The 18,750-nt window shown below is 53.0% G+C and carries 16 protein-coding genes and 2 tRNA genes; 2 read left to right on the top strand and 16 right to left on the bottom strand.

Annotated features, from left to right (window positions below; all coding sequences use genetic code 11):
- Positions 1 to 2: 2 nt before the first annotated feature.
- The 9 genes from nlpI to L370_RS17700 form a co-directional block, all read right to left on the bottom strand.
- Positions 3 to 887 (bottom strand): lipoprotein NlpI, encoded by an 885-nt coding sequence (gene nlpI, locus L370_RS17740; RefSeq protein WP_023333586.1) that lies wholly within the window; start codon positions 885 to 887, stop codon positions 3 to 5.
- A gap of 108 nt (positions 888 to 995) precedes the next feature.
- Positions 996 to 3,134: a polyribonucleotide nucleotidyltransferase gene (pnp, locus tag L370_RS17735; RefSeq protein ID WP_023309332.1), complete on the bottom strand. Its 2,139-nt coding sequence runs from the start codon at positions 3,132 to 3,134 to the stop codon at positions 996 to 998.
- Positions 3,135 to 3,376: 242 nt separating this feature from the next.
- Complete coding sequence (gene rpsO / locus L370_RS17730; protein WP_003861789.1) at positions 3,377 to 3,646, bottom strand: 30S ribosomal protein S15; 270 nt, start codon at positions 3,644 to 3,646, stop codon at positions 3,377 to 3,379.
- A 154-nt stretch (positions 3,647 to 3,800) separates the two neighbouring features.
- Positions 3,801 to 4,751: a tRNA pseudouridine(55) synthase TruB gene (gene truB / locus L370_RS17725; protein WP_023333587.1), complete on the bottom strand. Its 951-nt coding sequence runs from the start codon at positions 4,749 to 4,751 to the stop codon at positions 3,801 to 3,803.
- The gene (gene rbfA, locus L370_RS17720) at positions 4,751 to 5,155 is read right to left on the bottom strand and encodes a 30S ribosome-binding factor RbfA (protein ID WP_003024988.1); all 405 of its coding nucleotides are present in this window, start codon (positions 5,153 to 5,155) and stop codon (positions 4,751 to 4,753) included. Before rbfA ends, truB begins: the two co-directional genes overlap by 1 nt.
- 89 nt (positions 5,156 to 5,244) lie before the next feature.
- A complete protein-coding gene (infB, locus tag L370_RS17715; RefSeq protein ID WP_023333588.1) occupies positions 5,245 to 7,932 on the bottom strand; it encodes a translation initiation factor IF-2 in 2,688 nt (895 codons plus the stop codon).
- 24 nt (positions 7,933 to 7,956) lie between these two features.
- Complete coding sequence (gene nusA / locus L370_RS17710) at positions 7,957 to 9,459, bottom strand: transcription termination factor NusA (protein ID WP_003861798.1); 1,503 nt, start codon at positions 9,457 to 9,459, stop codon at positions 7,957 to 7,959.
- Between the two features lie 28 nt (positions 9,460 to 9,487).
- Positions 9,488 to 9,940: a ribosome maturation factor RimP gene (gene rimP / locus L370_RS17705; protein ID WP_032639709.1), complete on the bottom strand. Its 453-nt coding sequence runs from the start codon at positions 9,938 to 9,940 to the stop codon at positions 9,488 to 9,490.
- Between the two features lie 207 nt (positions 9,941 to 10,147).
- Positions 10,148 to 10,224: transfer RNA gene (locus tag L370_RS17700), tRNA-Met, on the bottom strand.
- Between the two features lie 287 nt (positions 10,225 to 10,511).
- Here L370_RS17700 and argG point away from each other — a divergent pair.
- Entirely contained in the window at positions 10,512 to 11,858 is a 1,347-nt protein-coding gene (gene argG / locus L370_RS17695) for an argininosuccinate synthase (RefSeq protein ID WP_023309336.1), read from the top strand.
- A 151-nt stretch (positions 11,859 to 12,009) separates the two neighbouring features.
- Here the strand turns inward: argG and L370_RS17690 are convergent.
- The 6 genes from L370_RS17690 to rlmE form a co-directional block, all read right to left on the bottom strand.
- Positions 12,010 to 12,096 (bottom strand) — tRNA-Leu (locus L370_RS17690).
- Positions 12,097 to 12,105: 9 nt separating this feature from the next.
- A complete protein-coding gene (gene secG / locus L370_RS17685; RefSeq protein ID WP_023333590.1) occupies positions 12,106 to 12,438 on the bottom strand; it encodes a preprotein translocase subunit SecG in 333 nt (110 codons plus the stop codon).
- Positions 12,439 to 12,661: 223 nt separating this feature from the next.
- A complete protein-coding gene (glmM, locus tag L370_RS17680) occupies positions 12,662 to 13,999 on the bottom strand; it encodes a phosphoglucosamine mutase (RefSeq protein ID WP_023333591.1) in 1,338 nt (445 codons plus the stop codon).
- Complete coding sequence (gene folP, locus L370_RS17675; protein ID WP_023333592.1) at positions 13,992 to 14,840, bottom strand: dihydropteroate synthase; 849 nt, start codon at positions 14,838 to 14,840, stop codon at positions 13,992 to 13,994. Before folP ends, glmM begins: the two co-directional genes overlap by 8 nt.
- Before the next feature lie 98 nt (positions 14,841 to 14,938).
- Entirely contained in the window at positions 14,939 to 16,873 is a 1,935-nt protein-coding gene (gene ftsH, locus L370_RS17670; protein WP_010436002.1) for an ATP-dependent zinc metalloprotease FtsH, read from the bottom strand.
- A gap of 102 nt (positions 16,874 to 16,975) precedes the next feature.
- Entirely contained in the window at positions 16,976 to 17,602 is a 627-nt protein-coding gene (gene rlmE, locus L370_RS17665; protein WP_003861812.1) for a 23S rRNA (uridine(2552)-2'-O)-methyltransferase RlmE, read from the bottom strand.
- A gap of 127 nt (positions 17,603 to 17,729) precedes the next feature.
- On the opposite strand from rlmE, the gene yhbY reads away from it, so the two are divergent.
- Positions 17,730 to 18,023 (top strand): ribosome assembly RNA-binding protein YhbY, encoded by a 294-nt coding sequence (gene yhbY / locus L370_RS17660; RefSeq protein WP_003861814.1) that lies wholly within the window; start codon positions 17,730 to 17,732, stop codon positions 18,021 to 18,023.
- A gap of 151 nt (positions 18,024 to 18,174) precedes the next feature.
- On the opposite strand, the gene greA is transcribed toward yhbY, so the two are convergent.
- Complete coding sequence (gene greA / locus L370_RS17655; protein WP_014171793.1) at positions 18,175 to 18,651, bottom strand: transcription elongation factor GreA; 477 nt, start codon at positions 18,649 to 18,651, stop codon at positions 18,175 to 18,177.
- Positions 18,652 to 18,750: the final 99 nt, after the last annotated feature.

Consider the following 18,750-nt stretch of genomic DNA (forward strand, 5'->3'; position numbering starts at 1 on the left):
AGCTATTGCTGGTCCGATTCTGCCAGGTCGTCTTGCTCCTGGCCCAAGAGCGATAATTCCAACAATGCATAACGGTGCTCAACGAAGTTGTGTACGTTGTTAGCAACCGCTAATTTGAACAGTGCCGTAGCGCTGTCCATATCCCCCAGACTTAGGTAGTACTTACCTAAATAGAAGTTGGTTTCACTGAGATGCTCAGCGAGCGAGGTGTTATCCGTTGCGTCCGCCTTGAGGCGTTCCATCAGCGTTGCTTCGCTAATGTTGCCCAGGTAGAACTCGACAATGTTCCATCCCCACTGTTCCTTGTCCGATTTATCGAAGCGCTGTTTTAGTGCCTCTTTTGCCTGCTTCTCATCGAGCTTCCGCTCAACGATGTAAAGCCACAGGCTACGGAAAGGATCATTAGGATCGTCTTGATAAAACGCCAGCAGATCATCTTGCGCTAACTTATCACGACCGCCGTAATACAATGCGATACCGCGATTCAAGTGCGCGTAGTTGTAAGTTGGATCAAGCTCAAGTACAGAATCAAACGCTTCATAGGCAGCATCAAAATTGCCTGCCTGCGTTAAATAAATGCCTAAGTAATTGAATACTTCAGGCATATCAGGTCGGATAGCCAGCGCTTGTGAAAAATCATTTCGCGCCAATGCCCTCAGACCGAGACTATCATACAACACTCCGCGCTCATATAAAAGCTGTGCGCGTTCTTCATCGGTTAAAGCCCGACTGGCAAGTATTTGTTCCATGCGTGCCAGAATCACTTCCTGCTGCAAAGTCGGTTGCAATGGCACTGCGAGGACTTCGCTCTTACGCCAGGCAGAGTTGCTGCATCCTGCCAGCGTTAAAGCTGTCGCAACGAAACACCAGCGCAAAAAAGGCTTCATTTCCCACTCCCGAAGACAACTATTGGATGAACGTCCTGTCCCCCGGCGGCTTAACAAGGCGTCCTGCCTGATAATAGGCCCTCCGCAAAGCGGAGGGCAAATGGCAACTTACTCGCCTTGCTGTTCTGCTGCCTGTGCTTCTGGCGCAGCAGCTGGCTGAGACTGCTCGGTTGCTTCTTTAATGCTCAGACGGATACGGCCCTGGCGATCAACTTCCAGAACTTTAACCGGTACTTCCTGACCCATCTGCAGGTAATCGGTCACTTTCTCAACGCGCTTGTCAGCGATCTGAGAGATGTGAACCAGACCTTCTTTACCGCCACCGATGGCAACGAACGCGCCAAAGTCAACGATACGGGTCACTTTACCTGCGTAGACGCGGCCCACTTCGATCTCTGCAGTGATTTCTTCGATGCGGCGGATCGCGAATTTCGCTTTCTCGCCGTCGGTTGCTGCGATCTTCACAGTACCGTCATCTTCGATTTCGATCGTGGTGCCAGTCTCTTCGGTCAGCGCACGGATTACGGAACCGCCCTTACCGATAACATCTTTGATCTTGTCTGGATTGATCTTGATGGTGTGGATACGCGGAGCGAACTGAGAAATGTCGCCACGCGGCGCGTTAATCGCCTGTTCCATCACGCCCAGGATGTGCAGACGCGCACCTTTAGCCTGGTTCAGGGCAACCTGCATGATCTCTTTGGTGATACCTTCAATTTTGATATCCATCTGCAGCGCAGAGATACCTTCGCGGGAACCCGCTACTTTGAAGTCCATATCGCCCAGGTGGTCTTCGTCACCCAGAATGTCAGACAGAACAACGAAGTTGTCGCCTTCTTTCACCAGACCCATTGCGATACCCGCAACGGCGGCTTTGATTGGCACGCCTGCATCCATCAGCGCCAGAGAGGCACCACACACGGAAGCCATGGAAGAAGAACCGTTGGATTCGGTGATTTCAGACACCACACGTACGGTGTACGGGAATTTGTCTGCTTCTGGCATGACTGCCAGCACGCCGCGCTTCGCCAGACGACCGTGACCAATTTCACGACGCTTCGGCGAGCCAACCATACCGGTTTCGCCTACGGAGTACGGAGGGAAGTTGTAGTGGAACAGGAAGCTGTCGGTGCGCTCGCCCATCAGTTCGTCGATGATCTGTGCGTCACGTGCCGTACCCAGGGTCGCGGTAACCAGCGCCTGCGTTTCGCCACGGGTGAACAGCGCGGAACCGTGAGTACGTGGCAGAACGCCAGTACGCACATCCAGACCACGGATCATGTCTTTTTCACGGCCATCAATACGCGGCTCGCCTGCCAGTACGCGGCTACGAACAACGTTTTTCTCGATAGCGTGCAGGATGTCGCTCAGTTCGTTAGCGTCCAGCGCTTCGTCTTCAGCAACCAGCGTCGCGATAGTTTCAGACTTGATCACGTCAACCTGAGCGTAACGCTCCTGTTTGTCAGTGATGCGGTATGCATCGCTCAGACGAGATTCTGCCAGGGCTGCAACGCGTGCGTTCAGCGCGTCGTTTGCCGCTTCTGGCTGCCAGTCCCAACGTGGTTTACCGGCTTCTTTCACCAGGTCGTTGATGTTCTGGATAACGATCTGCTGCTGGTCGTGGCCAAATACCACAGCGCCCAGCATCTGGTCTTCGCTCAGCAGTTCAGCTTCGGATTCAACCATCAGCACAGCGGCTTCAGTACCCGCTACAACCAGGTCCAGCTTACTTTCTTTCAGCTCTTCCTGAGTTGGGTTCAGCACGTACTGGTCGTTGATGTAGCCAACGCGCGCGGCACCGATTGGGCCATTGAATGGAATACCAGACAGTGACAGGGCAGCGGATGCGCCGATCATCGCAACGATGTCCGGGTTAACCTGTGGGTTAACGGAAACAACGGTCGCGATAACCTGTACTTCGTTAACGAAGCCTTCCGGGAACAGCGGACGAACCGGGCGGTCAATCAGACGCGCAATCAGGGTTTCGCCTTCGCTTGGACGGCCTTCACGACGGAAGAAACCACCCGGGATTTTACCGGCAGCGTAGGTACGCTCCTGGTAGTTAACGGTCAGCGGGAAGAAGTCCTGACCTGGTTTAGCTTTTTTCTGGCCAACAACGGTAACGAATACCGCAGTGTCATCCATGCTTACCATAACGGCAGCAGTAGCCTGACGTGCCATCATGCCGGTTTCCAGCGTGACGGTATGTTGACCGTACTGGAATTTACGAACGATCGGATTCAGCAAAGTTCTGTCCTTTCTTAAATGTTTGACAGCACACCACCGGTGTGCTGTCGATTTAACCCGACCTTCTTCGCATCCTCGCGACTAATGACAACCAACACCCCCATGGGTGAAGCCTCTCATTAGCCGCGCGAACCTCTGCAATGAAGATCATTTATAGCAACAATACAATAGTTTCCAGTGAATTGCTGCCGTCTGGTTGAAAAAAGGGGCCATCAGGCCCCCTTTTCTGAAACTCGCAAGACTTAGCGACGCAGACCCAGACGCTCGATCAGCGCGGTGTAGCGTGCAACATCTTTACGTTTCAGGTAGTCGAGCAGTTTACGACGCTGAGAAACCATACGCAGCAGACCACGACGGCTGTGGTGATCTTTTTTGTGCTCTGCAAAGTGACCCTGCAGGTGGTTAATCTGTGCAGTCAGCAGTGCAACCTGAACTTCGGTAGAACCGCTGTCGTTAGTACCACGACCAAACTCAGAAACGATTTTAGCTTTAGCTTCAACGCTTAGAGACATTTTCAAACTCCAAAGTATAAAGAATGTAAGGATGCCGATCTCTAATTCAGCAATCCCATGTACGCCCCGCAGATTGTTAAACAATTTACCAGGCGTTAAGCGGCGATATTCTACTCGTCTCCCCTGCTTATCGCAAGGTGGGCCGTTATCACCGTCACGCGTCGACCGGATATTCGACGACCAGACGACGCGGCGCAACGCGCCCTTCGCCATCCATTTCGCCCATACCGATGAATTTCCCTTCGTCACCTTCGGTCACGCGTACCAGTCCTTCCAGCGGCGCTTGTGCCGTACGAACCGGGTTGCCGTTCTTAAAGTAAACGGACGATGTTAAAGGAAGATTAACAACCGGGAAGTCTGCTGCCGGACTGTCCATCGGCATCAGCAGTGGATCCAACAAATCTGCCGGCGCGATCCCCTGTGCTTCCGCCTGTTCTACGAGCTCGCGCAGATGTTCCAGGGTTACCATCCGCTCCACCGGGTACTTGCTCACCGCCAGACGACGCAGGTAAATTACATGCGCGCCGCAGCCCAGCTTTTCACCGAGATCGTCGATGATGGTGCGAATATAGGTCCCTTTCGAACAGTGCACTTCCAGCTCCAGCTCATCGCCTTCATGGCGAATAAACAGCAACTCATAGACGGTTATCGGACGGGCTTCACGCGGGACGTCAATGCCCTGGCGCGCATATTCGTAGAGCTTCTTGCCCTGATATTTCAGCGCCGAATACATCGACGGCACCTGCATCGTGTCGCCACGGAAGCTTTCCAGCGCCGCATCAAGCTGCTCTGCACTGAAGGCCACCGGGCGCTCTTCAACCACCTGTCCATCCGCGTCGGAGGTATCCGTGCGCTGGCCCAGTTTAGCGATAACGCGGTAACGTTTATCGGAGTCGAGCAGATACTGGGAAAACTTTGTCGCCTCTCCCAGGCAGACCGGCAGCATGCCGGTTGCCAGCGGATCGAGCGCGCCCGTATGGCCCGCACGGTTGGCGTTATAAATACGCTTAACTTTTTGCAGCACGTCGTTGCTGGATGCGCCCTGGGGTTTATCCAGCAGCAGCACACCATGCACGTCGCGACCACGACGACGAGGACGACTCATCAGTCCTCCTTGCTGTCGTCCGCTGGGTTCACACGACGCTCATCGTCATGTTTCACCACGCTGGTCACCAGGTTGGACATACGCATACCTTCGACCAGCGAGTTGTCGTAGAAGAAGGTCAGTTCAGGAACGATACGCAGGCGCATCGCTTTGCCAAGCAGAGAGCGGATGAAACCTGAGGCTTCCTGCAGCGCTTTAATGCCGTTTTTCACTGCCGCTTCGTCCTGATCGTTCAGGAAAGTGACGAACACTTTTGCATAGGCCAAATCGCGGGACATTTCGACACCGGAAACGGTGGTCATCATGCCGACACGCGGGTCTTTAATTTCACGTTGCAGAATGAGTGCGATCTCTTTCTGCATTTCCTGCGCTACGCGCTGAGGGCGACCAAATTCTTTCGCCATAATAAATTCTCCAGACAAAAAAGGGGCTAAAAGCCCCTTTTAAAATTATTGCCGGGTGGCGCGAGGCGATCCCGGCTTACAATCGGTAATTAAGCGATGGTACGCTGAATTTCGATGATCTCGAACACTTCGATCATATCGCCAACGCGAACGTCGTTGTAGTTCTTCACGCCGATACCACATTCCATGCCGTTACGAACTTCGTTAACGTCATCTTTGAAGCGGCGCAGGGATTCCAGCTCGCCTTCGTAGATAACCACGTTGTCGCGCAGTACGCGGATTGGGTTGTGACGCTTGATGTTACCTTCGGTAACCATACAGCCCGCGATCGCACCGAATTTCGGTGATTTGAACACGTCACGTACTTCAGCCAGACCGATGATCTGCTGTTTCAGCTCAGGAGACAGCATGCCGCTCATCGCTGCTTTCACTTCGTCGATCAGGTTATAGATGACGGAGTAGTAGCGCAGATCCAGGCTTTCAGCTTCAATCACTTTACGCGCAGATGCATCCGCACGAACGTTGAAGCCGACCAGGATAGCGTTGGACGCAGCAGCCAGGGTCGCGTCGGTTTCGGTGATACCACCTACGCCAGAACCGATGATCTTCACTTTCACTTCGTCGGTAGACAGTTTCAGCAAGGAGTCGGAGATCGCTTCCACAGAACCCTGAACGTCAGCTTTCAGAACGATGTTCACTTCGTGAACTTCGCCCTCGGTCATGTTGGCAAACATGTTCTCGAGTTTAGATTTCTGCTGACGAGCCAGTTTAACTTCACGGAATTTGCCCTGACGATACAGTGCCACTTCACGCGCTTTCTTCTCGTCACGCACAACGGTCACTTCGTCACCGGCAGCCGGAACACCGGACAGACCCAGGATTTCCACTGGAATGGACGGACCCGCTTCCAGAACTTCCTGACCCAGTTCGTTACGCATCGCACGAACGCGGCCGTATTCGAAGCCACACAGAACGATATCGCCTTTATGCAGCGTACCTTCACGAACCAGAACGGTAGCAACCGGGCCACGTCCTTTATCCAGGAAGGATTCGATCACCGCACCGCTCGCCATACCATTACGGATCGCTTTCAGCTCCAGTACTTCAGCCTGCAGCAGGATCGCGTTCAGCAGGTCGTCAATACCGGTACCCGCTTTAGCAGATACTGGGATGAACTGCGCTTCACCGCCCCACTCTTCCGGCATAACGCCGTACTGAGACAGTTCATTCTTCACGCGGTCCAGATCGGCTTCTGGCTTATCGATTTTGTTGACTGCAACAACCAGAGGCACCTGCGCCGCTTTCGCGTGCTGGATAGCTTCGATGGTCTGAGGCATCACGCCATCGTCCGCAGCAACAACCAGGACAACGATATCCGTCGCCTGAGCACCACGGGCACGCATTGAGGTAAACGCTGCGTGGCCTGGGGTATCCAGGAAGGTGATCATGCCGTTTTCGGTTTCTACGTGGTAAGCACCGATGTGCTGGGTAATGCCACCCGCTTCACCAGAGGCAACCTTGGTAGAGCGAATGTAGTCAAGCAGAGAGGTTTTACCATGGTCAACGTGACCCATGATGGTCACTACTGGTGCGCGCGGTTCTGCCGCAGCGCCAGTATCACGGTCGCTCATTACTGCTTCTTCCAGCTCGTTTTCACGACGCAGGATAACTTTGTGGCCCATCTCTTCAGCAACCAGCTGTGCGGTTTCCTGATCGATGACCTGGTTGATGGTTGCCATAGCGCCCAGCTTCATCATCGCTTTGATGACCTGAGAGCCTTTAACCGCCATCTTGTTCGCCAGTTCGCCAACGGTGATGGTTTCGCCAATCACGACGTCACGGTTAACTGCCTGAGCCGGCTTCTGGAAGCCCTGCTGCAGAGCGGAACCTTTACGCTTACCGCCTTTACCGCCGCGAACAGCAGCGCGTGCTTCTTCACGGTCAGCTTTGGATTCAGCGTGCTTATTGCCTTTTTTCGCTGGACGCGCAGCTTTAGTACTGCGAGTACGGCCGCGACCACCTTCAACTTCACGGTCGTTGTCGTCTTCAGCCTGACGCGCGTGCTGAGAAGTGGTCACGTGATAATCGCTGGTATCTTCAGTCGGTTCAGCGGTATTCACACCGTTCTTCTCGTTTTCTTCTGCCATACGGCGCGCTTCTTCTGCGACGCGGCGAGCTTCTTCTTCCAGCTTACGGCGGGCTTCTTCTTCCGCTTTACGCTTCAGCTCGGCAGCTTCATTTTCACGGCGGGCTTTTTCAGCCTGGGCGGTTTTTGTCATTTCGTCTGTCTGTTGATTGCTCACTTTGTCTTTTTCCGCAGCGTCACGCTTCACTTTATCACTTGCGTCGCGTTTCGCTTTTTCTGCGGCCTCACGTTCAGCTTTTAATTCTGCTTCACGTTTGGCGGTTGCTTCCGCCTCACGCTGAGCTTGTTCTTCCGCTTCACGCTGTGCCTGCTCTTCCGCGGCAAGGCGTTCTGCCTCTTGCGGATCACGTTTTACAAAGGTGCGCGTCTTGCGGACTTCAATTTGTACCGATTTGCTTTTGCCACCGGTACCAGGGATGTTTAACGTGCTACGCGTTTTGCGCTGCAGCGTTAACTTGTCAGGCGTAGAACCGTGTTCACGGTTCAAATGCGTTAACAAGGTTTGTTTTTCTTGCGCGGTCACCGAGTCATCAGCGGACTTCGGGATCCCTGCATCAGCAAATTGCTGTACCAGGCGGTCCACGGAGGTCTGAATCTCAGCAGCCAGCGATTTTACAGTTACATCAGTCATGCTGTTCCTTCCTGCTACAGTTTATTACGCTTCGTCGCCGAACCAGCAAATATTACGTGCGGCCATGATGAGCTCGCCGGCTTTCTCGTCGGTTAAACCTTCGATATCAGCCAGGTCATCAACGCCTTGCTCAGCGAGATCTTCCAGCGTACAAACACCACGGGCAGCCAGCTTGAACGCAATCGCACGATCAAGACCTTCCAGATTCAGCAGGTCATCAGCCGGCTTCTTATCGCCAAGGCTTTCTTCCTGAGCCAGCGCCAGGGTGGTCAGTGCGTTTTTAGCGCGTTCACGCAGGGCTTCAACGGTTGGTTCATCCAGACCGTCAATTTCCAGCAGCTCTTTCATTGGCACATAGGCCAGTTCTTCCAGCGTAGAGAAACCTTCTTCAACCAGAACAGTGGCGAAGTCTTCGTCAATATCCAGGTATTTAGTGAAGGTATCGATCGCCGCATGGGCTTCAGCCTGATGCTTAGCCTGCAGGTCATCAACGGTCATAACGTTGAGTTCCCAGCCGCTCAGCTGTGACGCCAGGCGTACGTTCTGACCGTTACGGCCGATTGCCTGCGCCAGGTTGCCCGCTTCAACAGCGATATCCATGGTGTGTTTGTCTTCGTCAACAACGATAGACGCCACATCAGCTGGAGCCATTGCGTTGATCACGAACTGCGCCGGGTTGTCATCCCACAGAACGATATCAATACGTTCGCCGCCCAGCTCAGTAGAGACTGCCTGGACACGCGCACCGCGCATACCGACGCAAGCACCGACCGGGTCGATACGCTTGTCGTTGGTTTTCACCGCAATTTTCGCACGGGAGCCCGGATCGCGAGCCGCCGCTTTAATCTCGATAACTTCTTCACCGATTTCCGGTACTTCGATACGGAACAGTTCTACCAGCATTTCTGGCTTAGAACGGGTCACGAACAGCTGCGCACCGCGCGCTTCAGGGCGAACGGCGTACAGAACACCGCGGATACGGTCGCCTGGACGGAAGTTTTCACGCGGCAGCATATCTTCACGCAGGATCACGGCTTCAGCGTTACCCGGCAACCCTTCGGATTTGATCTCCAGGGAGATGTTGTCGCGGTTCACTTTCTTCACCACGCCGGTGATGATTTCGCCTTCCTGATCGCGGAACTGATCGACAACCAGCGCGCGCTCGGCTTCGCGCACTTTCTGCACGATGACCTGTTTAGCGGTCTGGGTGGTGATACGGTCGAAGGTCACAGATTCAATCTGATCTTCAACGTAATCGCCCACGTTCAGACTTTCGTCTTCAAAACGGGCGGCTTCCAGCGTGATCTCTTTGGTCGGCTGGGTCACTTCTTCAACGATTACCCAACGACGGAATGTATCGAAGTCACCGCTTTTACGATCGATTTCTACGCGAACATCGATCTCTTGTTCGTATTTTTTCTTGGTTGCTGTAGCCAGTGCACTTTCCAGCGCTTCGAAAATCTTCTCACGCGGCAGTGATTTCTCATTGGAGACGGCTTCAACAACAGCCAAAATTTCTTTGTTCATCGCGGGCTTTTCACCTCAATCCAGACTGTTAAAAGTGGGGAACCAGGTTCGCCTTCTGGATATTACTCAGCGCGAACACTTCATCTTTGCCGTCGACTGTCACCGTGATCATTTCACCATCAACGGCTTTGATAATTCCCTGCCATTTACGGCGGTTCTGTACGGCCATACGCAGAACGAGAGCCACTTCTTCACCGGTAAAGCGCACATAGTGCTCGGCCGTGAACATCGGGCGATCGAGGCCAGGTGAGGAAACTTCCAGGTTGTACGCAACGGTAATCGGGTCTTCAACATCAAGAACCGCACTCACCTGGTGGCTGACATCAGCACAATCATCAACATTGATGCCATCTTCACTATCAATATAGATGCGCAGCGTCGATGTACGGCCGCGAACGAATTCGATGCCGACCAGTTCGTAGCCCAGTGCTTCGACCGGTGCAGTAATCATCTCTGTTAATTTTTGCTCTAATGTGGACAAGCCCACCCCCAAGACATAAAAAAAGGGCGTAAAGCCCAGTTATTCTGTAGTCAGATAACAAAAAACCCCGATAAATCGGGGCTTTAGATAACTGAACCCTATAGCCACAACTGTGGCCTGGAGCACTTTCCGAAAGAATTTTTTCAAATCCAGCTACGAAGGCTCTAAGTCTTCACAGTATATTTGAAAAAGAACTTTATGGGAAAGTGGTTGCGGGGGCCGGATTTGAACCGACGACCTTCGGGTTATGAGCCCGACGAGCTACCAGGCTGCTCCACCCCGCGCCTGAAACGTGGCAAATTCTACGCGTTTTGGACAGAATTTGCAAATAATGCTGGGATTTGGTACCGAAGACGGGACGTAAAATCGGCGTTTAGTATATTGATAGTTGACCCCACCTGTCAAGGCGACTTCCGCCAGATCAAACAGACCAAAATTTTTACAAAAAACGCACGAGTCTCTTCCGGTCTTCGCCAAAAGATGATTAAATGAATACTCACTTATTTTGCATAAAAATGCACAAGAGAGCGAAAGCGGTCTCTAATCAGTCAATCAAGCAGGGTTTTATTCTATGACGACGATTCTCAAGCATCTTCCGGTAGGACAACGTATTGGCATCGCTTTCTCAGGCGGCCTGGATACCAGCGCTGCACTGCTGTGGATGCGCCAGAAGGGAGCGGTTCCGTATGCCTATACTGCGAACCTGGGTCAGCCGGATGAGGACGACTATGATGCCATTCCTCGTCGCGCTAAAGAGTATGGTGCTGAGAACGCGCGCCTGATTGACTGCCGTAAGCAACTGGTCGCGGAAGGTATCGCGGCTATTCAGTGTGGTGCATTCCATAACACCACCGGCGGCCTGACCTATTTCAACACGACCCCGCTGGGCCGTGCGGTCACCGGCACCATGCTGGTTGCGGCGATGAAAGAAGACGGCGTCAACATCTGGGGTGACGGCAGTACCTATAAAGGCAACGATATCGAACGTTTCTATCGTTATGGCCTGCTGACCAATGCCGAACTGCAGATCTATAAGCCGTGGCTGGATACCGACTTCATCGACGAGCTGGGTGGCCGTCATGAAATGTCCGAGTTTATGATTGCCTGCGGTTTTGACTACAAGATGTCCGTTGAGAAAGCCTACTCCACCGACTCCAACATGCTGGGTGCGACGCACGAAGCGAAAGATCTGGAGTTCCTGAACTCCAGCGTGAAGATCGTTAACCCGATCATGGGCGTGAAGTTCTGGGACGAGAACGTCAAAATCCAGGCTGAAGAAGTGACCGTACGTTTCGAACGCGGCCATCCGGTTGCGCTGAACGGTAAAACCTTCTCTGACGACGTTGAGCTGATGCTGGAAGCTAACCGTATTGGCGGACGTCACGGTCTGGGCATGAGCGATCAGATTGAAAACCGTATCATCGAAGCGAAAAGCCGTGGCATCTATGAAGCCCCGGGTATGGCGCTGCTGCACATCGCTTACGAGCGTCTGCTGACCGGCATTCACAACGAAGACACCATTGAGCAGTATCACTCTCATGGCCGTCAGCTGGGTAAACTGCTGTATCAGGGCCGCTGGTTCGATCCACAGGCGCTGATGCTGCGTGATGCGCTGCAGCGTTGGGTGGCAAGCGCGATCACCGGTGAAGTGACGCTGGAACTGCGTCGCGGTAACGACTACTCCATCCTGAACACCGTGTCGGACAACCTGACCTATAAAGCAGAGCGTCTGACCATGGAGAAAGGTGAATCCGTGTTCTCACCGGACGATCGTATTGGCCAACTGACCATGCGTAACCTGGATATCACCGATACTCGCGAGAAGCTGTTCAACTATGTTGAGAATGGCCTGCTCTCCGCGAACTCCGGTAACGGTCTGCCACAGGTTGAAAACCTGGAACACAGCGATAAGAAATAATCGACAGCAAGTCATGCAAAAGGCGCCCTACCGGCGCCTTTTTTGTTTGGTGTTTGTAGGACGGGTAAGCGCAGCGCCACCCGCCATTTTGCCCACCACACAATATACAGACGAAAAAAAGACGTCTTTCGACGTCTTTCTTCTGGAATATTGGTACCGAGGATGGGACTCGAACCCACAAGCCCGTTAGGGCACTACCACCTCAAGGTAGCGTGTCTACCAATTCCACCACCTCGGTACAGAATACTTAGTGCGGGATATCGCTGGTTGGCTTAGCCGGTGCAGCTGGCTGAGTCTGCTCAGTTTTCGCTGGCGCGCTCAGATTTTCCCACTCGCTTCCTTTGCTAGTCTTGTTGCTGTTGATATTGCCAAGCACCAGACTGATGATGAAGAACAGCGTAGCCAGAATCGCCGTTGTACGGGTCATGAAGTTCGCAGAACCACTTGAACCAAACAGCGTACCGGAAGCGCCTGCTCCGAAGGAGGCTCCCATATCAGCGCCTTTACCTTGCTGCAGCATAATCAGCGCTACGAGAGCGATGGCTACAATAAGGAAAATAACTAAAAGAGCTTCGTACATAATCAACCTGTTCCTTGCGGATTTGCCGCATACCAATGCTTCGACCAATTAGCAGGATTTTTGTTTCCCACTGAAGCGGGTGTGAATACTAACCAAAGCGAATGGCCTTCGCAAGGGCATTTTTGACGCATTGTATCAACTGCGGAAAAAAACAGCAAAAAGCCATTAATTGCTTAAAACAAAGGCGGCAAACGCCGCCTTTTTAAACATTTAGCATGCAAGATTATGCAGCTTTCACGGCATCCGCAATACGGTGCGCAAACTCGGTTACCTGCGCTTCGTCTTCACCTTCCACCATCACGCGGATCAGCGGTTCGGTACCGGACTTACGCAGCAGCACGCGTCCACGATTACCCAGCGCCGCTTCAACGTCAGCCATCACCGCTTTCACGTTCTCATTTTCCAGCGGATCGCCTTTACCGGCTGTGAAACGTACGTTTACCAGGATCTGTGGGAACATTTTCATCCCGCTGCACAGATCGTGCAGGCTCATATGGTTGCGGGCCATCGCGGCAACCACCTGCAGCGCGGCCACAATACCGTCACCGGTGGTGGTTTTATCGAGCAGGATCACGTGACCTGAGTTCTCCGCACCGATACGCCAGCCCTTCTCCTGCAGTTTTTCCAGCACATAGCGGTCACCCACTTTCGCGCGGACAAACGGAATACCGAGCTGTTTCAGCGCCAGCTCCAGGCCCATGTTACTCATCAGCGTACCCACCGCACCACCGCGCAGCTGGCCCTGACGCAGACCTTCACGTGCAATGATGTAGAGGATCTGATCGCCGTCGACCTTGTTACCTTCGTGGTCGACCATGATCACGCGGTCACCGTCGCCGTCCAGCGCAATACCCAGATCGGCTTTCTCTGCCAGAACACGCGCCTGCAGGGCACGAACGTCAGTTGCCCCCACCTGCTCGTTAATGTTCAGACCATCCGGCTCGCAGCCAATGGTGATGACTTTCGCACCCAGCTCGCGGAAGACATTCGGGGCGATGTGATAGGTCGCGCCATTAGCACAGTCCACCACAATTTTGAGGTGAGCCAGGCTCAGCTCATTCGGGAACGTGCCTTTACAGAATTCGATATAGCGACCCGCCGCATCAACGATACGGTTCGCTTTACCCAGCTCTGCGGAATCAACACAGGTGATCTCTTTTTCCATTTCAGCTTCAATGGCTTCTTCCACCTCATCCGGCAGCTTGGTGCCGTCAATGGAGAAGAATTTAATGCCATTGTCGTAGAACGGGTTATGAGAAGCCGAGATGACAATCCCCGCTTCCGCACGGAAGGTGCGCGTCAGATACGCAACCGCAGGCGTTGGCATTGGGCCAGTAAAAGAAGCGGAAAGTCCAGCAGCCGCCAGCCCCGCTTCCAGCGCAGACTCCAGCATATAGCCGGAAATGCGGGTGTCTTTACCGATGATAATTTTACGTGAGCCATGACGCGCCAGTACCTTGCCAGCCGCCCAGCCGAGCTTCAGGACAAAATCAGGGGTGATGGGAGCATCGCCTACGCGCCCACGGATACCGTCGGTACCAAAATATTTACGATTACTCATAGCGTTTGTTTTCCTTCGCTGCCAGTGTGGCTTCCACCACACGCATGGCTTCTACTGTTTCTTTTACGTCATGGACACGAATAATGTGCGCGCCCTGCATCGCCGCAATCACCGCGCAGGCCAGACTACCGCTCAGGCGTTCGCTCGGTCCCACGTTCAGCAACTGCCCAATCATCGACTTTCTCGACATCCCCACCAGCAGCGGCAGGCCAAAGTGATGGAATTCCGACAGGCGCGCAAGTAACGCATAATTATGTGAGAGATTTTTACCGAAACCGAACCCCGGGTCGAGCAGCAATTTCTCTTTTGGGATACCTGCACGTTCACAGCGCGCGATATGCTCAATAAAGAAGCGATTCACGTCAGCAAAGACATCGTCGTACTTCGGTGCTTCCTGCATGGTTTTCGGCTGACCCTGCATGTGCATCAGGCATACCGGTAACCCCGTCTCTGCTGCGGCCTCAAGTGCACCAGGCTCAGTGAGTGAGCGAATATCATTAATAATGTGAGCGCCCACTCTCGCCACTTCACGAATCACCTGAGGCTTGGACGTGTCTACGGAGATCCATACTTCAAACCGCTGTGCGATAGCTTCAACCACCGGCACCACGCGCGCCAGCTCTTCTTCCACAGACACGTCCGCCGCACCAGGACGCGTCGATTCGCCGCCAACGTCAATGATGGTGGCACCCGCATTAATCATTAAATTCGCGTGCTTAACCGCCTCGATAAGCGTGTTGTGCGCGCCGCCGTCAGAGAAGGAGTCAGGGGTAACATTCAGGATCCCCATCACATGGGGGTGTGAAAGATCGAGATGCGTGTCCTGAGCGAATAATTTCATGGCGAAATCCCTGATATCTATTTGATTAAACAAAAATGAAAAACCCCGGAGCAAGCTCCAGGGTTTGAGGTAAAAACGAACGCATCAACAGCAGTGACTTACTTATCGCCCAACTGTTCTGACATGGTATTACCCGGGTTTGGCGTACGCGGTTCATCAACCGGACGCGGCGCACGCGGGGTGCCATTATTGTCAGAATTATTGGAAGCGCCTGGGTCTTCCCAGCCTGCTGGCGGACGCACTTCACGGCGCGCCATAAGGTCGTCAATCTGCGGTGCATCGATAGTCTCATATTTCATGAGCGCATCTTTCATCGAATGCAGGATGTCCATATTGTCGTTCAGGATCTGGCGAGCACGAGCATAGTTACGCTCTACCAGAGATTTTACTTCCTGGTCGATGATACGTGCCGTCTCATCGGACATATGCTTCGCTTTCGCCACAGAACGGCCCAGGAAGACTTCCCCCTCTTCCTCTGCATACAGCAGCGGACCGAGTTTGTCGGAGAAGCCCCACTGCGTCACCATGTTACGCGCCAGGTTTGTCGCGACTTTGATGTCGTTAGACGCACCGGTAGAAACATGTTCCACACCGTAGATAATCTCTTCTGCCAGACGACCACCGTATAGGGTAGAAATCTGACTTTCCAGCTTCTGACGGCTGGCGCTGATCGCGTCGCCTTCAGGCAGGAAGAAGGTCACACCCAGCGCACGACCGCGCGGAATAATCGTCACTTTATGTACCGGATCGTGTTCCGGCACCAGGCGACCGATAATCGCGTGACCCGCTTCGTGGTATGCCGTGGACTCTTTCTGCGCTTCCGTCATCACCATGGAGCGACGTTCCGCACCCATCATGATTTTGTCTTTCGCTTTCTCAAACTCCACCATTGATACGACGCGCTTGTTACCGCGAGCGGCAAACAGTGCAGCTTCGTTGACCAGGTTCGCCAGGTCCGCACCGGAGAAGCCCGGGGTACCGCGCGCAATAATTGCCGCATCGATATCCGGCGCCAGCGGTACGCGACGCATGTGAACTTTCAGAATCTGTTCACGACCGCGAACGTCCGGCAGACCCACAACAACCTGACGGTCGAAACGGCCTGGACGCAGCAGCGCAGGGTCCAGTACGTCAGGACGGTTAGTTGCCGCGATAACGATGATACCTTCGTTACCTTCGAAACCGTCCATCTCAACCAGCATCTGGTTCAGCGTCTGTTCACGTTCATCGTGACCACCGCCCAGACCTGCGCCACGCTGGCGGCCTACGGCGTCGATTTCATCGATGAAGATAATGCACGGTGCTGCCTTCTTAGCCTGCTCGAACATGTCACGCACACGAGATGCACCGACACCCACGAACATTTCGACGAAGTCAGAACCTGAAATAGTAAAGAACGGTACCTTCGCTTCACCCGCGATGGCTTTCGCCAGCAGGGTTTTACCGGTACCCGGAGGGCCAACCATCAGCACGCCTTTCGGAATCTTACCGCCCAGCTTCTGGAAACGGCTCGGTTCACGCAGGTATTCAACCAGTTCACCCACTTCTTCTTTCGCTTCGTCACAACCGGCGACGTCAGCAAACGTGGTCTTGATCTGGTCTTCCGTCAGCATACGCGCCTTGCTCTTACCGAACGACATGGCACCTTTGCCACCGCCGCCCTGCATCTGGCGCATAAAGAAGATCCAGACGCCGATAAGAAGCAGCATCGGGAACCAGGAAATGAAGATGGAAGCCAGCAGGCTTGGTTCTTCTGGCGGCTCGCCAACCACCTTGACGTTTTTGGTCAGAAGGTTATCAAGCAGCTTAGGATCGTTCACCGGGATGTAAGTCGTGTAACGGTTACTATCTTTCTTGGTAACGTTGATCTCACGTCCGTTGATACGCGCTTCGCGAACCTGGTCCTGATTGACCTCCTGCAGGAAGGTAGAATAATCCACCTTGCGGCCATTCGACTCGCTGGGCCCAAAGCTCTGGAATACTGACATCAGCACGACGGCAATGACCAGCCAGAGAATTAGGTTTTTCGCCATGTCACTCAAGGGATTAACCTCACATTACAACTGTGTTAAAAACAGCGTCAGGATACTCTATATCCAGTTTCATTCAAACTTTCGCCTGAAATCTACCGGTTATCATTTTCGCCCGGTCGCTACAATATACACTTCTCGGGAACGGGCCCGGGAAGAGTCCGGCTTACGAACTTTAACCTTCGCAAACAGGGAGCGAATTTCCTTAAGATACTCCTCGAAACCTTCGCCCTGAAACACCTTCACAACAAAACTACCACCAGGCGCTAGTACATCACGACACATTTCTAACGCTAGCTCCACCAGATACATGGCGCGGGGGATATCCACCGCCGGTGTTCCACACATATTTGGTGCCATATCTGACATGACAACCTGGACCTTACTGTCACCTACACGATCAAGTAACGCTTTCAGCACTAATTCATCACGAAAGTCGCCCTGAAGGAAGTCGACACCGACGATGGGATCCATTGGTAAAAGATCGCATGCGATGATTCGGCCCGTTCCACCGATCTGCGTGACCGCATACTGAGACCATCCGCCAGGTGCCGCACCGAGGTCAACAACCGTCATCCCCGGCTTAAAAAGTTTGTCACTTTGCTGTATTTCATCAAGTTTAAACCAGGCACGGGAACGCAACCCCTTTTTCTGTGCCTGTTGAACATATTTATCGCTAAAGTGTTCCTGAAGCCAGCGGCTGGAACTGGCAGAACGCTTTTTACCTGTCATTTAACTTTTCCGTCCGGGTTCATCGTTGCCTACTTTTGACGTAAATTTCTACGCAGCTATTTGGCGATATAAGGGAGATGGCGGTAGAATGAACCGTTTTCAATCCCAACGTAAGCAAAAATATACGATGAATCTGAGTACTAAACAAAAACAGCACCTTAAAGGTCTGGCACATCCGCTCAAGCCTGTAGTGATGCTTGGCAACAATGGTTTGACCGAAGGGGTGCTCGCCGAGATTGAACAAGCGCTGGAACACCACGAGCTGATCAAGGTGAAAATCGCCTCTGAAGACAGAGACACTAAAAACCTGATCGTGGAAGCCATCGTGCGCGAAACCGGCGCCTGTAATGTACAGGTCATCGGTAAAACGCTGGTGCTCTACCGCCCATCTAAAGAGCGTAAAATCTCGCTGCCACGCTAAGGATATCCTGAATCAAACACATTTTCTGTGTGAAACGAGGGATTTCTGTCAGCAGGCGAGCAAAATGCCATGCTCCTTGAGTTGATAAAAGGCCGCTATGCGGCCTTTTTCTTTTCTTTACAATGTATCAACATCTTAGTAGAGAAGCGAATTACAGGTATTCAACCTTAATAATTTCGTATTCCACTTCACCGCCAGGGGTGCGGATGGTGACAACATCGTCCTGCTCTTTGCCAATCAGGCCGCGAGCAATCGGAGAATTCACTGAAATCAGGTTCTGTTTGAAGTCTGCTTCATCATCACCCACGATGCGATAGGTCTGCTCTTCGTCATTGTCCAGGTTCAGTACGGTCACCGTAGAACCAAAGATCACACGCCCGTTGTTAGGCATTTTGGTGATATCGATAACCTGTGCATTGGACAGTTTTGCTTCGATATCTTTAATACGCCCTTCACAGAAGCCCTGCTGTTCACGCGCGGCGTGGTATTCAGCATTCTCTTTCAGGTCGCCATGCTCGCGCGCATCCGCGATAGCGGCGATGATTTCAGGACGACGCACGGATTTCAGGAAATCCAGCTCTTCGCGCAGTTTTTCGGCACCACGTAAGGTCATCGGAATAGCTTGCATTTGTTATACCTCTTAAACATTCCTGTTGGGAGCAGTGTTCCCTGCTCCTGCCCCCCTAAGCGGACAAGAAGCAAAAAGAAAACGGACCCGGGAGCAATG

Origin of the sequence: Enterobacter sp. MGH 24, from assembly GCF_000493015.1 — a bacterium.
GTDB lineage: Bacteria > Pseudomonadota > Gammaproteobacteria > Enterobacterales > Enterobacteriaceae > Enterobacter.

What these genes read in the sequence shown, in the direction of transcription:
- nlpI (WP_023333586.1), bottom strand. Translation starts at nt 887, where the DNA reads ATGAAGCCTTTTTTGCGCTGGTGTTTCGTTGCGACAGCTTTAACGCTG.
- rpsO (WP_003861789.1), bottom strand. Translation starts at nt 3,646, where the DNA reads ATGTCTCTAAGCGTTGAAGCTAAAGCTAAAATCGTTTCTGAGTTTGGT.
- truB (WP_023333587.1), bottom strand. Translation starts at nt 4,751, where the DNA reads ATGAGTCGTCCTCGTCGTCGTGGTCGCGACGTGCATGGTGTGCTGCTG.
- rbfA (WP_003024988.1), bottom strand. Translation starts at nt 5,155, where the DNA reads ATGGCGAAAGAATTTGGTCGCCCTCAGCGCGTAGCGCAGGAAATGCAG.
- infB (WP_023333588.1), bottom strand. Translation starts at nt 7,932, where the DNA reads ATGACTGATGTAACTGTAAAATCGCTGGCTGCTGAGATTCAGACCTCC.
- nusA (WP_003861798.1), bottom strand. Translation starts at nt 9,459, where the DNA reads ATGAACAAAGAAATTTTGGCTGTTGTTGAAGCCGTCTCCAATGAGAAA.
- argG (WP_023309336.1), top strand. Translation starts at nt 10,512, where the DNA reads ATGACGACGATTCTCAAGCATCTTCCGGTAGGACAACGTATTGGCATC.
- secG (WP_023333590.1), bottom strand. Translation starts at nt 12,438, where the DNA reads ATGTACGAAGCTCTTTTAGTTATTTTCCTTATTGTAGCCATCGCTCTC.
- glmM (WP_023333591.1), bottom strand. Translation starts at nt 13,999, where the DNA reads ATGAGTAATCGTAAATATTTTGGTACCGACGGTATCCGTGGGCGCGTA.
- folP (WP_023333592.1), bottom strand. Translation starts at nt 14,840, where the DNA reads ATGAAATTATTCGCTCAGGACACGCATCTCGATCTTTCACACCCCCAT.
- ftsH (WP_010436002.1), bottom strand. Translation starts at nt 16,873, where the DNA reads ATGGCGAAAAACCTAATTCTCTGGCTGGTCATTGCCGTCGTGCTGATG.
- rlmE (WP_003861812.1), bottom strand. Translation starts at nt 17,602, where the DNA reads ATGACAGGTAAAAAGCGTTCTGCCAGTTCCAGCCGCTGGCTTCAGGAA.
- yhbY (WP_003861814.1), top strand. Translation starts at nt 17,730, where the DNA reads ATGAATCTGAGTACTAAACAAAAACAGCACCTTAAAGGTCTGGCACAT.
- greA (WP_014171793.1), bottom strand. Translation starts at nt 18,651, where the DNA reads ATGCAAGCTATTCCGATGACCTTACGTGGTGCCGAAAAACTGCGCGAA.